A 13,126-nucleotide genomic window follows, 5' to 3' on the forward strand; every position below is an offset into this window, starting at 1 on the left:
CCTCGGCGTGTGCACCGGCGGGCGCCTCCCGCGCTGCCGGTGCCGGAGGTGAGACAATCAGGCGGTGAGGTACTACCGGGATGAAGCGATCGTGCTGGGCGGGCACAAGCTGGGCGAGGCCGACCGTATCGTCGTGCTCCTCACCCGGGAGCACGGACTCGTCCGTGCGGTCGCGAAGGGCGTCCGGCGGACCAGGTCGAAGTTCGGTTCGAGGCTGGAGACGTTCATGTTCGTCGACCTCCAGGCGCACATCGGCAAGTCCTTGGACGTCGTCACGCAGGTCGAGCTGAAGGAGCCCTTCGCCCGGGGGATCATGGCCGACTACGACGTGTACTCCGCAGCGACGGTGATGGCGGAGACGGCGCAGAAGCTCACGGAGGACGAGCCGCGGACACGGGGCCAGTTCCTCCTGCTGCTGTCGGCGATCCGCTCGCTGTGCAAACACGAGCATCCTCCGCGGCAGAGCCTCGACGCCTACCTTCTGCGGGCCATGTCACTGGCCGGCTGGGCACCCAGTCTCGTCGATTGCGCGCAGTGCGGGATGCCCGGTCCTCATCGCGGCTTCTCCGCTGCGCTCGGGGGGACCGTCTGCATGGACTGCCGGCCCCACGGGACCGCACTGACCTCGACGTCCGCGGTCAACCACATCGCGGCGCTGCTGACCGGAGACTGGGTCGGCGCAGCTGCGACGCCGGTCCACACGACCATGGAAGCATCCCGACTCGTCACGTCCTACGTCCACTGGCATCTGGAGCGCCGCGTGCGCTCCCTCAACGTCCTGGAGCGCACATGAGCTTCCCCGCACCGCCGCCCCACCCTTCCGGTGCCCGCCCGCCGGCGATCGATCGCACATTCGTACCGCGCCACGTCGCGGTCGTCATGGACGGCAACGGACGGTGGGCGAACGAGCGGGGTCTGCCGCGCACAGAGGGGCACAAGGCGGGAGAAGCCTCTCTGCTCGACGTGATCCACGGAGCGATCGAAGCGGGGGTCGAATACCTGAGCGCGTACGCGTTCTCGACCGAGAACTGGAAGCGTTCCCCTGCCGAGGTGCGCTTCCTCATGGGCTTCAACCGCGACGTCATCCGGCGACGCCGTGACGAGCTGAATGAGCTGGGTGTGCGGATCGTGTGGTCGGGCAGGCCGGGACGACTGTGGAGGTCCGTCATCAACGAGCTCGAGGACGCGCAGGAGATGACGAAGGACAACACCGGGCTCGTCCTCCAGTTCTGCGTCAACTACGGCGGCCGGTCGGAGCTGGTCGACGCGATGAAGGAGATCGCCCGCGAGGTCGCTGACGGTCGGCTGTCGCCGGAGAAGCTGTCGGAGAAATCGGTCGCCTCCCGCCTCTACTCACCGGAGGTCCCCGATGTCGACCTGTTCCTGCGGTCATCGGGAGAGCAGCGGACCTCGAACTTCCTGCTGTGGCAGTCGGCCTATGCGGAGATGGTCTTCCAGGACGTGCTCTGGCCGGATGTCGATCGCAGGACGCTGTGGGCCGCGATCCTCGAGTACGCCAAGCGCGATCGGCGGTTCGGCGGGGCGGTGGACAGCGTGGACACCCGGCAGTGACACGCGCGTCCGCGGCGCGGTCGATCGTCATGCTCCTGACCATGTCAGGACATCGGTGCCCCCGGCGGGACTTGAACCCGCGACAAAAGGATTATGAGTCCTCTGCTCTAACCAGCTGAGCTACAGGGGCGAGGCGCACCACGAGTGCGTGTCACCAGCAAAGACCCAGGATCGTGAGGGTCCTTCATCGCCGTGCCTATAGTACAATAGCCGCATGCCGCCTCGGCACGGATCGTTGGGGAAGACGTATCCGCGAAGAGGAGGCAACAGATGGATATGACACAGGGCGTACTTTTCGTCCACTCAGCACCTCGTGCGCTGTGCCCTCACATCGAGTGGGCCGCGGGCGGGGCCATCGGCGCGCATGCGAAGTTCGATTGGACTGAGCAGCCTGCCGCACCGGGCATGTTCCGTGCAGAGATCTGCTGGAAGGCGCCCGCGGGTTCTGGTGCCCGCATCGCCTCGGCGCTGCGGGGCTGGGACGGCCTCCGCTACGAGGTGACCGAAGAACCCAGTGAAGGCGTCGACGGCGGTCGCTGGAGCCACACGCCGGCGCTCGGCATCTACCATGCCGTGACAGATGCGCACGGCAACATCGTCGTGCCCGAAGACGTCATCCGCACTGTCATGGTCCGTGCGGCAGGTGACCCGATCGAGATGTCGATGGAGATGGAGCGCGCACTCGGGCAGGCCTGGGACGACGAGCTCGAATCGTTCCGCTACGCCGGTGACGGGGCTCCCGTCCGTTGGCTCACCAAGGTCGGCTGAGCCCCTCAGCTGCCTCCTCCTCCGCCACGCGCAGCGGTGGACACCTCGATGACGTGGTGTCCACCGCTGCGCGTGTCCACCGCTGCTCTGCGCACTTCATCTAGGCTTCTCACGTGATCTCTGACCCCTGCGCATCGTCCCTCGTCGCCGTGGACGGGGCAGCCGTGGAACGCGGCGGGAACGTGCTCCTGCGACCGTGCTCGGCGGTCCTGGGAACCGGTGAGGCACTCGTGATCACCGGGGGCAATGGGGCCGGGAAGACCACACTGCTGACACTGCTGTGCGGCTTGAGCATTCCCACGGCCGGCACGGTCCTCATCGACGGCAGCGCACCCGATGAACGCTCGCCCGTCTTCCGCAGCACGGTCGCCGGCATGCTCGGTCTGCCGCCGCTGGCACGCGACCTCACAATCGAGGAGCAGCTCCGACTCGTGACGGTGTCCTGGGGCGCTCCTGACCGAGGTCCGACGGGTTCTCATGCCATCGCCCAGGGACTCCTCACGCGCCTGCAGATCGCACACCTCGCGGATTGCTTCCCCCACGAACTCTCGTCCGGTCAGCTCCAGCTCACCGGGCTCGCGCTCACTCTGGCACGGCCCTCCAGCCTGCTGGTGCTCGATGAACCCGAACAGCGCCTCGACGCCGAGCGGCGCGGCGTCGTCGCCCGACTGCTGGCGGAGCTGCGCGAGCAGGGGCGCGGCCTCGTCGTGTCCACGCACAGCCCCCAGATCGTCGACGCGCTCGCGACGCAGGTCCTGGACCTCGACGCGGCACGTCCATGAATCTGCGGTCGGCGCTCCCGTCACGCGTCCACCGTGCCGCACGGCCACAGGCCGCGTCGGGCAGCGGCTGGTACGCCGTGTACGCGAGCGTGCTCGTGGGAACCGTCGTCGGCATGCCGCTGGTGCGGGGCGCCGCACTGGGCCTGGGTCAGCCGTCCGTTCTCCCGCTCCTGGAGGCCCCGCCCGTCGCCCTGCTGTCAGTGGGGTTCGCCGCGATCGTCGCAGTCGCGACGGTCGTGGGCGGGACCGCCGGTCCTGCAGTCCTGAGCCCTTTCCTCACCGTCCACCTGGGCGGTAACCACCTCAGCCGCGCGCGTACGCTGCTGCGCCCCTTCCTCCTGTCCGCGGTCGTACTCGTATCCGCATGCCTGCTCGTCGCAGGGACGGTGGGGTGGACCCTCTGGAGCGCTGACGCGGTCGACGGGAGATCCGCCGTGATGCTCCTCTTGACTGCCGCCTGTGGTGCCTGGATCGTGAGCGTCTTCTGGCTGGTCGGACAGGTGTGCACCGCTCGCACCAGGACAGCGCTCGTGCTTGCCGTGGGCGTGGTGGGGACTGCCGCGTCACTGCCACCCGTCTCCCTGTCTCCGGTCCCGTGGAGCGCGACCGTCGCCGGGGCAGTGCTCTGGACGGTCTGCGCGCTGCTGTCGGCACTCACGGTGCCACGGCTGCTCGTCCGGCTCCGCGGGGATGACCTCCTGAACCACGCCCGGCGCCGTGACCTCGCGGCAGCGGCCGGGACGTCAGGGGAGATCGGCCACGCTCTGTCGACGTTCCGTCCGCTCCCGCGGGTCGGCCGTGGTCTGAGCGCGGTGCGGGCACGTGTCCCGTTCATCCTCACGATCGTGCGGCGGGACATCGTCGGCGCCCTGCGCACACCGGTGCGCGGAGCCGTCGGCCTCGCCGGAGTCCTCGCATCCGGGGCCCTGATCGTCCTGTCGTTCGCGATGCCCGCCGGTGTGATGTGGGCAGCAGCTGCAGCTGCTGCCATCGTGGGCTTCGCATCGTTGGGCGTCGTGAGCGATGGGTTCAGATACGCGGCGGCCGGCGCCGGACGACCGCCGCTCCACGGGGTGTCCACGGCGCGCCTGATGGCGGCTCACGGTGCTCTGCCGGCGCTTCTCGTCGTCCTCGCGGCTGCCGTGGGGGTTGGGGTCGGGATCCTGGCCGGCGCGCCCGTCGGCGCGGTGCCCGGTGCCACCGCCTGCCTGGCACTCCTGGGGCTCGTGCGGGCGTGCGACAGCGCCCGCGGCCCGCTGCCGGTCCGCCTGCTCACCCCTGTCCAGAGCCCGGTCGGAGACTTCGCGGGTGCCGCCGTGGCCCTGTGGCAGGTCGAAGCAGTCGTGCTCTCGCTCGGCATCACGATCGGGCTCAGCTACGCGGTATCCGCCAGCCTGTGGACACTGGGAGCTGTCCCGCTCGTCGGGTGCGCGCTCGTACTGCGCACGAGGAGGCGCCTGCGCTCGTAGTCGGCGAACGTCAGCCGACGTTCTGCGCCACCATCGCCTGCAGGCCGACGCCGATCCTGCCGCGCGCGTCGGAGAGGACGTCGTGCACGATGCCGCCGTGACCGCCTGCTGCGCGGGACGCGACGTCCATGCGCAGCCATTCGCCCTCGAGATCCCGTTCGAGCGCCACATAGAGGTCGCAGTTGATGAAGCGATGCCGTCCGGGGTCCACGGAGAAGGTCACGCCGCCTCCGGAATCGGCGAGCACGAGGACCCGCTGCCAGGCGGAGGGCTCTTCGTCGTCGACGAGTGCGTTGAGCTGACGACCCCACACGATGGACGATCCGCCCGTGCCCGAACCTCCGGACACGAACCGCCACTCGACGGATCGTCCGTACCCGTTCTCAGTCGCCCCCGGGATGGGGCTCCCCGCGCGGGCAGGTGTGTCGTCCGGGCTGTCAGGCGGCGTTGCGTCACCGGACGCGGCGAGTCCCGGGAAGTCGTCCGGGGCGCGCAGAATCCGCCAGGCGCGAGCGATGAGGGCAGGGCGGCCGTCGTCGGCCGATGCGGTGGCTTCGAGGAGCTCCATGGAGCGGCCCGCCCGCAGGGTCTGGACCGTCACCGTGAGCGGCGCGACGGGCACAGGACCCAGGATGTCCGTCCGCACGTCTGCCAGTCGCATCCCGTCGCGGGGATCGTGGAGCTCCATCTGCCGCGCCAGGAGTGCGGAGGGCGGGCCCGCATGCTGGGCGTCTGCGCGCCAGGGCCCGCTGGTGGCCGCCGTTGATTCGTAGCGTCCTGCATCAAGCTGCCGATAGAAGGGGTCCACGTGCACTCACCTCGTCGAGAGTCTGAACGATTGTTCGGTCGTCTGCGAGTCTGCCACAGTCCCGCTGCCGGCCGGAGGCCCGGGACTGCCGAGCCTCGAACTCCGGGACGGACCTAGGATGGTGTCGCCCATCCGTGAGTGAGAGAGGACCTCGTCCGTGCCCGAAGGTCATTCCGTCCACCGCATCGCTGCCCGCTTCAGGGAGGCGATGGTCGGTCGTGCCATGCACACGACGTCTCCACAGGGCCGCTTCGTCCGGGGGGCGGAGCTTCTGAGCGGACGCGTGATGGAGGAGTGCTACGCCGTGGGAAAGCAGATGTTCACCCAGTTCGACGGCGACCTCCACCTGCGGGTCCACCTGGGAATCTACGGCGCGTGGGACTTCTCGATGCAGGTCCCCGACGTCGGAGACGCAGGAGCGGTCGAAGGACAGACCGGCGAGTACGCGGCGGGCGCGGGATCCATGGGAGCGCCGCGCGCCGCCCGCCTGACCCGCGTCCGGGCGGGCGAAGAGGAGACGGCGGGCGGGGCCTCGGGAACGGTCGCCGTCTGGCCTCCCGCGCCGGTGGGCGCAGTGCGGGTGCGGCTGCTCACCGAGCGCGTCTGCGCCGACCTCCGCGGTCCCACAGTCTGCGAGGTCCTCACTCCAGGGGAAGCAGCGGCGCACCTCGAGAGGCTGGGGCCCGATCCCGCGGTCGACGGCAGGCGCCGCGGCTGGGCGCGGTTCCACGACAGGGCGGCCCACCGCAGGACCCCGATCGGGTCCCTGCTGATGGACCAGACGATGATCGCGGGCATCGGCAACATCTACCGCGCGGAGATGCTCTTCCGCGCGGGCATCGACCCCTACATGCGCACCGCGGATCTGGCTGAGTCGCAGCTCAGGACGCTCTGGGACGACTGGTGCAGACTCCTGCCGATCGGCATCGAGACGGGAGTGATCGTGACGCGCACCGATCTGCGGGGGAGTGCGAAGCAGGACGCGCTCGACTCGATCGAGAACCGTCACCACGTCTACGGCCGGGCAGGACAGGCGTGCCGTGTGTGCGCCACACCGATCAGCCTCGCGGAGCTGCAGGGGCGGAAACTCTACTGGTGCGCCGGCTGCCAGCGCCGGTGAGAATCAGCGCAGTGCGCGGATGCGGCTCATGACCGATCTGGCCGCGTCGACGCAGGCGTAGCGGTCGGTCGTCACGAAGACGTCGTACTCGGTCCTGCCATCGGTGCCGGGAGCGGGTCGGCGCTTGCCGACGGTCATGCCGGACCAATCGGGTCCGACCATCACGACGGCGAGCTCCTGCTGGAGGGGATCGGACGTGTCGAGGGGGCCGCTCCATGCCGCCGGCACCGGCGGGGAGTCGAATCCGTTCGACAGCATGACGGTGTAGCCGGCGCTGTCCGCGATCCGCGTGTACCGTTCGATCGTGTCGGCGCTCAGCGTCTCATGATCGGCGAAGATGCCTATCACCACGGCGGACTTGCCCGCTGTGAGGGTGCGCTCCTCCAGCGAGGCGAGCTGTGCTTCGAGCATCTCCGCTCCCATGACCATCGGGTCACGGCCCAGCCCCTGAGCGATCGTGAACGGCGTGCCCTGTGCGGGGAGATTGCGCGTGTAGTGCGCTTCGAGCGGATCCTCTCCGGCCGGGTCCACCGGTGTCGGGGAGTGCGACGGCGCGCCGAAGTGCTGTCCCGTCCCGAACCGCGCCCCCATCGCTCGTGCCATGACGACATCGGCTTCATCGCGGATGCCGTCCGCGATGATGATCGCCTCCGTCCGCTCGACGTGCGCGTGGAGGAGTCTGACGAGATCCGCGATATGGGTGGTGTCCTCGATATCGAGCACGTTGCGATGGAGCGTCACGACCGAGGGGTTCACCAGCGGCAGGAACGACGTGGTGCTCAGATCGGCACCGATCGAGGACATGCCGATGCCCCACCCCAGGGAACGAGCCTGCCGGACGGAGCGCAGCGACATCGCCGGGGCCATCGCGACGCGCTCCGGATGGAGCTGGAGGATCGCGGACCGGTCCGGTTCGCTCGTGCGGTCCTCAACGGTGACCAGCGACTGCGGCTCCGTCGTCAGCAGGAGGCGGTTCGACCTGGGCAGCTCGAGCGTCTCCGCCTCGCGCAGTGCGAGGGATCGCAGTGACGAATCGAGATCGCCGGCCAGCGGTGACTCGCGCACGGCGCGCCGCAGAGCCACGAAGTCGTCGATGCCGAAGCACGCGGATCCAACGCTGCCGTGGAACACCTGATGCGCGACGACGGTGTCCGTCTCCAGGTCGACCACAGGGCCGAAGTAGGTGGTGACGAGTCCGGAACGGACGAGCTCTTCGAGGTCGAGGTCCGAATCGATGCGCATGGAGGCGTCGGTCGTGCCCACTTCATTGTTCCCTTCGAGCGTCCTGCAACGACGTTCAGTCTCTCACGGCCATCCGGCGAACCCGCTGTGGGGTGTCGCAGGCCCGTGTCAGTCTCACCTGTCGGAATTCTGCCTGCGGCCCTGGACGAGGTCGACGACTCCGACCGTTGCCGCGGCGGCGACCACTGCGAAGATGACGGCGAATCCGACCACGAACGCCGTCATCCACCCTTGGGAGGCCAGCACGGTGAACGTGATGCCCGTGATGACCGCGATGCCGATCGAGGTGCCCACTCGCTGTCCGGTCTGGAGCACGCCGCCGGCTGATCCGGCATACCGCAGCGGGATCTCCGAGAGGGTGAGGGTCTGATTCGGGCTGATGATCAGCGCCTGACCTGCGCCCAGGAGGCCCAGAGTGCACAGCAGCCACCACTCGCTCGTGCCCAGCGTGTAGTGCAGGATGACCGCTGTGACGGTGAGGCTCAGACCGGTGAGAGCCAGGGCGAAGCCCCACAGGACGAGGGGTCTGCCGATCCGTGTGATGTGCCGACCGGCGATCGGTGCGAAGATCGCGTTCGCGAGGGCTGAGGGCAGGCCGATGAGGCCCGCCGCGAGCGCCGTGTGCCCGAGCCCCGACTGCATCCAGAGTGCGAGCAGCACCCACACACTCGTCATCCCGAGGAAATGGATGCTCACGAGCATCGTGCCGTTGGAGAACGACCGGGTGCGGAAGAGCTCCACGTCGACCATGGGCGCGCGACCGCTCCGCTTGCACCGTTCCTCCCACCGCACCCACATGACGACCAGGAGGAGTCCGATGGGCAGGGACGACCAGATCCAGGTGCCCGCCTCACGTTCGACGAAGGGCAGCATGACGAGCAGCGTGCCCGCCCCGAGGAGGATGACACCCACGGGATCGAGGTCCGCGATCCGGCTCATCCCGACCGTCACCCGAGAGGCGCGGGGCGCCTCTGACACGGCTCCGCCAGTCTGCGGGCCCGCCGCTGCCGAGTTCGCTGGGCTGCTGCCGACTGCCGCTCGCCACGCGGACGGAGGGAGCCAGAGGCAGGCGCCGACGACTGCGAGGACGACGAAGGGCACATTCACGAGGAAGGATGCGCGCCACCCCCACTCTGTGCCGAACGCTGCGACGAGGACCCCGCCGAGCACCGGGCCGACGGCCACTGACACGCCGATGATCCCGCCGAACAGTCCGAAGGCCCGGCCGCGCTGTGCTCCGGAGAAGTACTGCTGGATGAGACCCGTCACCTGGGGGTTGAGGAAGCCGGAGCCCAGGCCCATGACGACACGCGCGATGTTCAGTGTGGGTGGGTCTGCGGCGAAGCCCGCGACGAGCGACCCCGCGCCGAACAGCAGCAGGCCTGCGACGAAGATCCTCCCCCGCCCGTAGATGTCCCCGGCCCGCCCCGCGGCGACGAGCACGACTCCGAACGCCAGTGCGTATCCCGACAGGATCCATTGGAGGGCCGCAGAGCTCGCTGCGAGGGACTGCTCGATCGACGGGAGGACGACATTGACGATGGACACGCTCAGCAGGGAGAGGAAGGCGACGAGCAGTGACACGAGGAGGATGCGCCGCTGTTCCGTCGTGAAGCCCTCCGCGCCCGCCGATGTCGACGCGGGGGTGGAATCTCTCACCCTCCCCTTATATGCCCTCCGGCGGTCAGGGGCAATGACCGCCGCTACTGTGGAGTCCATGCTCACACCTGCCGGACGCTTCGCCCCGTCGCCCAGCGGCGACCTCCACATCGGCAATGTGCGCACCGGGATCCTCGCCTACCTGTGGGCCGTCACGACGTCCCGCGCATTCCGGTGGAGGGACGAGGACCTCGATCGTGTGCAGGAGGGGGCTGCGGATCGGCAGCTGGCGCAGTTCCGCGCGCTCGGTGTGACGATCGACGGGCCGGTCGTCCAGCAGTCGACCAGGACCGGACTGTACGAGGCCGCGTGCGAGCGGCTGGAGGCGCGGGGGCTCGTCTACGAGTGCTACTGCTCGCGCCGGGACATCCTCGCCGCGCCCAGTGCGCCCCACGCACCGCCGGGCGCGTACCCGGGGACGTGCCGCGATCTCACTGATTCTGCGCGGGAGGCCGCCCGTGACCGCCTGCACGCCTCAGGCCGCGCACCGGCACTCCGGCTGGCTGCAGATGCCCGCGACTGCTCGATCGAGGACGTGCTGCTCGGGACCGTCACCGCACACGTCGATGATCTGGTCCTGCGCCGCGGCGACGGTGTCTGGGCGTACAACCTCGCGGTCGTCGTGGACGACGGGGACATGGGGATCGATCAGGTGGTCCGCGGCGACGATCTCGCCTCGTCCGCGCCCCGCCAGGCGCACCTCGCCCGGCTGCTGGGGCTGCCGGTGCCGGAGTACGTCCACGTGCCGCTGGTGCTGAGTCCCACAGGTGCGAGGCTTGCGAAGAGGGACGGCGCCGTGACGATCAGTCAGTTGGCGCAGCACGACTTCGATCTGTGGCGGTGGATGGGGGAGTCACTGGGATTCGGCCCGTGGACGAGCCTCGAGGACGCAGTGGCAGGCTTCGACCCGGCCGGTATGACCCGCGACGCAGCGGTGTTCGACGCGCCCCCGATCAGCGACGGCGCGTGATGACCGACCGATAGATCTCGTCGAAGCGGGCGATCGTCCTGCGGATGTCGTGGACCTGGACGAGGTCCCTCGACTCCTCGCCCATGGCATGCCGCTGTGCGTCCGAAGCCGTGAGGACGCTCGTGAATGCGCGTGCCAGATCATCGACGTCGCGCGGACGGAACAGATGGCCGTTCGCACCGTCGCGGACCAGGTGCGGGAGGGCGACCGCATCCGCGAGGACGACGGGGAGCCCCGAGGCCAGTGCTTCGAGGGTCGCGATCGACTGGAGTTCGGCGGTGGACGGCATGCAGAAGAACGTCGCGCGCCGGTACTCCGCGTCCAACTGATCGTCGTCGATCTTCCCCAGCACGTGGACGCGGTCCCCGACGCCGAGGTCCCGCGCCAGTGCCGGAAGCGCTGTCTCCTGATCGCCGGCGCCCACGATCCGCGCCTCGAGGCCGAGCGCCGGGTCTGTCCGGGCGAGAGCCTGCACGATGTCCTGGGGGCGCTTCTCCTGCGACAGTCTTCCGACGAAGAGGACGGAGGGCGCAGTTCTGGCCCCGTCTTCGGCGACGGGGGCCGGGTCATCGAATCGGGCGAGGTCGATCCCGCAGCTCACAGCCTCGACCGGATGGTCGAAGCCGTTCTCCGTCAGCAGATCGCTCGCGAGCTGGGTCGGTACGGTGATGTGGTCCGCCTGCTGGAAGCGACTGCGCAGATCGCGCCACGCAGTGTCAGCGGCGATGTTCAGCAGCGGCCGCGGCGCACGGACATAGGGGCGCACGTTGTCCGGCATGAAATGGTTCGTCGCGACGACCGGGATGTCGCGCGACTTCGAGAGTGAGAACGCGTACCGGCCGATGACGAAGTGAGCCTGGGTGTGGACGACGTCGGGACGGATGTCGTCGAGCAGCCGGGACAGATCGGGCTTGACCTCCCACGGCATGCAGATCATCCACGTGGGATGCAGCGGCCAGTGGTGGGAGCGCAGCCGGTGCACGCGCACTCCGTCCTCCCATTCGTGGCGGGGGATGCCGGAGGCGGAGGGGGCGACGACGTGGACCTCGTGACCCGCAGCGGCCAGGCCGGTGGCGAGGCGAGTGGTGAACGCGGCGGCGCCGTTGATCTCCGGGGGATAGGTCTCTGACGCGATGAGGATTCGCAGCGGATCAGGGGATGACACGGTCGGAGACCTCTTCGATCGACGGTGGCCCGGACGCGTCGCCGTACTTCTTATGGGAGCGTCGGCGCTCCGCTGCGACGGCATCCGGGTGGTGGCGGGACAGGAGGACGACGGAGGCGCACGCCAGGACGCCGAACGCAGCCATGCCCACGATCGAGACGACCCCGGAGTCCGCCGCCTCGCCGAGGATCAGTGCACCGAGCAGGACGGCGACGATCGGGTCGATGACGGTGAGACCGGCGATCACCATCTCAGGCGGTCCGGAAGCGTACGACGACTGCACGAACCACGAGCCGACCAGTCCGGATGCGCCGAGCGCGATCAGGTTGGACCAGGGCAGCGATGCGAGGCCCTCGGCGAGCCCCACATCGACGATGTGGGAGCTGACGACGTGCATGTTCGTCGCGACGAACGCGAACAGGACTCCGCCGCCGGTGATGAGGAGCAGCTGCCGGGGGTGGGAGACGACGAGGATGATGATCAGGCCCGCCACTGTGAAGGCGAGGGCGAGGGCGGCCAGCAGGTGCGCCTCCGCCGGTCTCGTGGGTGATGTCGTCGCGACCAGGGCCGATACTGTGACGAACCCCGCGACTCCCACGACGCAGAGGATGACCGTGATGACGATGGAGCGATGGACGGCGAGGCTCCGGTGGAACATGCCGAGCAGTATCGAGATGACCAGGGAGAACGCCCCCACCGGCTGCACGACCATCACCGGAGCGAGGGACAGGGCGATGACGTTGGCGACGATGCCCGCGCCCATGACCAGCAGACCCAGCACCCAGTGCGACGAGCGGAACAGGCGCACCAGGGTGCGCAGCCGCAGAGCTCCTTCGGATGCGCGCAGGCCGGAGACCCCCCGATGCTGCAGGAGGGCCCCGTACGCGAGAGACACGGCCGACAGGAACGCCAGGCCGATGGCGAGGATGGTCATCGGCTCTACGATACTGATCTCCCCTGTGGCGTTGCTGATGAACCGGCGCGGAGTGGTGTGTGATGTCCGGCACGGCGTGCGGGCCTGCTTGCGCGACAGCGGGGCGCAGCCCGTTTTGCGTCGTCGCGAACACGGGTGCTATTGTTTCATCTCGTGTTCACAAGCGTGAATACCATTCCTCCGTAGCTCAGTTGGCAGAGCATTCGACTGTTAATCGAAGGGTCGCTGGTTCGAGCCCAGCCGGGGGAGCCGAAGGTCAGAGCCCCACCACCGCGTCACGAGCGCGGGGGTGGGGCTCTTTTCCGTCCACACTCGGCTCTGAGGCAATGAGGAGTCTGCAGTCGTGGCTGTGCTCGGAGGCTGTGGGTTAAAGGCCAAAAAGTGTGTCTGGCTTGGGCGTGTCTACCGGGATCTTCCTCCCAATCCTTGCTGGATCCCGTTGCCGTCTTCCGGGCTGAACGCGGTGTCATAGGCAGCTGGCCCGATTTGTTCCTCGGCGATGAGTAGAGCCCCATAGAGTGGTGTAGCGCACGGAGGTCCGGCCTATCCGTCAGGATGTGGACGCGGCCACCGTGTGATCCTTCGAGTCAACCTTCCAAGAATCCTCGAACGGAGTCACAACGATGACCGCTCCTCA

12 protein-coding genes and 2 tRNA genes are annotated in these 13,126 nt (G+C 68.7%); 8 read left to right on the forward strand and 6 right to left on the reverse strand.

Features of this window, described 5'->3' with window-relative positions; translation table 11 throughout:
- The first annotated feature begins 64 nt into the window (after nt 1-64).
- Together recO and BJEO58_RS11085 are read left to right on the forward strand one after the other, a co-directional pair.
- Nucleotides 65-793, forward strand: a complete 729-nt coding sequence (gene recO / locus BJEO58_RS11080; RefSeq protein WP_101589537.1) for a DNA repair protein RecO — start codon at nt 65-67, stop codon at nt 791-793.
- Entirely contained in the window at nt 790-1,572 is a 783-nt protein-coding gene (locus tag BJEO58_RS11085; RefSeq protein WP_101589538.1) for an isoprenyl transferase, read from the forward strand. Before recO ends, BJEO58_RS11085 begins: the two co-directional genes overlap by 4 nt.
- A 56-nt stretch (nt 1,573-1,628) precedes the next feature.
- Here the strand turns inward: BJEO58_RS11085 and BJEO58_RS11090 are convergent.
- A tRNA-Ile gene (locus tag BJEO58_RS11090) sits at nt 1,629-1,702 on the reverse strand.
- A gap of 146 nt (nt 1,703-1,848) precedes the next feature.
- Here BJEO58_RS11090 and BJEO58_RS11095 point away from each other — a divergent pair.
- From BJEO58_RS11095 to BJEO58_RS11105, 3 genes are all read left to right on the forward strand, one after another.
- A complete protein-coding gene (locus BJEO58_RS11095) occupies nt 1,849-2,340 on the forward strand; it encodes a DUF3145 domain-containing protein (protein WP_180951922.1) in 492 nt (163 codons plus the stop codon).
- A 113-nt stretch (nt 2,341-2,453) separates the two neighbouring features.
- Nucleotides 2,454-3,122, forward strand: a complete 669-nt coding sequence (locus tag BJEO58_RS11100) for an ABC transporter ATP-binding protein (RefSeq protein WP_246075988.1) — start codon at nt 2,454-2,456, stop codon at nt 3,120-3,122.
- On the forward strand, nt 3,119-4,591 hold the full coding sequence (locus BJEO58_RS11105; RefSeq protein ID WP_101589540.1) for a hypothetical protein: 1,473 nt from the start codon (nt 3,119-3,121) through the stop codon (nt 4,589-4,591). Before BJEO58_RS11100 ends, BJEO58_RS11105 begins: the two co-directional genes overlap by 4 nt.
- Nucleotides 4,592-4,601: 10 nt before the next feature.
- Here the strand turns inward: BJEO58_RS11105 and BJEO58_RS11110 are convergent, their stop codons facing one another.
- Complete coding sequence (locus BJEO58_RS11110; protein ID WP_101589559.1) at nt 4,602-5,399, reverse strand: thioesterase family protein; 798 nt, start codon at nt 5,397-5,399, stop codon at nt 4,602-4,604.
- Nucleotides 5,400-5,556: 157 nt separating this feature from the next.
- On the opposite strand from BJEO58_RS11110, the gene BJEO58_RS11115 reads away from it, so the two are divergent.
- Nucleotides 5,557-6,519 (forward strand): Fpg/Nei family DNA glycosylase, encoded by a 963-nt coding sequence (locus tag BJEO58_RS11115; protein WP_101589541.1) that lies wholly within the window; start codon nt 5,557-5,559, stop codon nt 6,517-6,519.
- Nucleotides 6,520-6,522: 3 nt separating this feature from the next.
- Here the strand turns inward: BJEO58_RS11115 and BJEO58_RS11120 are convergent, their stop codons facing one another.
- Both BJEO58_RS11120 and BJEO58_RS11125 read right to left on the reverse strand, forming a co-directional pair.
- Complete coding sequence (locus tag BJEO58_RS11120; RefSeq protein ID WP_101589542.1) at nt 6,523-7,782, reverse strand: EAL domain-containing protein; 1,260 nt, start codon at nt 7,780-7,782, stop codon at nt 6,523-6,525.
- Nucleotides 7,783-7,875: 93 nt separating this feature from the next.
- Nucleotides 7,876-9,420 carry an MFS transporter gene (locus tag BJEO58_RS11125; RefSeq protein WP_101589543.1) on the reverse strand — a complete coding sequence of 515 codons (1,545 nt, stop codon included), beginning with the start codon at nt 9,418-9,420 and terminating at the stop codon, nt 7,876-7,878.
- A 58-nt stretch (nt 9,421-9,478) separates the two neighbouring features.
- Between BJEO58_RS11125 and gluQRS the strand changes: the two genes are divergently transcribed.
- Nucleotides 9,479-10,390: a tRNA glutamyl-Q(34) synthetase GluQRS gene (gluQRS, locus tag BJEO58_RS11130; protein ID WP_101589560.1), complete on the forward strand. Its 912-nt coding sequence runs from the start codon at nt 9,479-9,481 to the stop codon at nt 10,388-10,390.
- Here gluQRS and BJEO58_RS11135 read toward each other — a convergent pair.
- Both BJEO58_RS11135 and BJEO58_RS11140 read right to left on the reverse strand, forming a co-directional pair.
- Nucleotides 10,374-11,555: a glycosyltransferase gene (locus BJEO58_RS11135; protein WP_246075989.1), complete on the reverse strand. Its 1,182-nt coding sequence runs from the start codon at nt 11,553-11,555 to the stop codon at nt 10,374-10,376. The genes gluQRS and BJEO58_RS11135 overlap by 17 nt on opposite strands.
- Nucleotides 11,542-12,489 carry a DMT family transporter gene (locus tag BJEO58_RS11140; protein ID WP_101589545.1) on the reverse strand — a complete coding sequence of 316 codons (948 nt, stop codon included), beginning with the start codon at nt 12,487-12,489 and terminating at the stop codon, nt 11,542-11,544. Before BJEO58_RS11140 ends, BJEO58_RS11135 begins: the two co-directional genes overlap by 14 nt.
- Nucleotides 12,490-12,665: 176 nt before the next feature.
- Between BJEO58_RS11140 and BJEO58_RS11145 the strand changes: the two genes are divergently transcribed.
- A tRNA-Asn gene (locus tag BJEO58_RS11145) sits at nt 12,666-12,738 on the forward strand.
- Nucleotides 12,739-13,126: the final 388 nt, after the last annotated feature.

The sequence above is a fragment of the Brevibacterium jeotgali genome, from assembly GCF_900169175.1.
Classification (GTDB): Bacteria; Actinomycetota; Actinomycetes; order Actinomycetales; family Brevibacteriaceae; genus Brevibacterium; species Brevibacterium jeotgali.

Bases quoted from the DNA above. Each gene is read 5' to 3' on its own strand.
- BJEO58_RS11085 (WP_101589538.1), top strand. From the start codon at position 790: ATGAGCTTCCCCGCACCGCCGCCCCACCCTTCCGGTGCCCGCCCGCCG.
- BJEO58_RS11095 (WP_180951922.1), top strand. From the start codon at position 1,849: ATGACACAGGGCGTACTTTTCGTCCACTCAGCACCTCGTGCGCTGTGC.
- BJEO58_RS11105 (WP_101589540.1), top strand. From the start codon at position 3,119: ATGAATCTGCGGTCGGCGCTCCCGTCACGCGTCCACCGTGCCGCACGG.
- gluQRS (WP_101589560.1), top strand. From the start codon at position 9,479: ATGCTCACACCTGCCGGACGCTTCGCCCCGTCGCCCAGCGGCGACCTC.
- BJEO58_RS11140 (WP_101589545.1), bottom strand. From the start codon at position 12,489: ATGACCATCCTCGCCATCGGCCTGGCGTTCCTGTCGGCCGTGTCTCTC.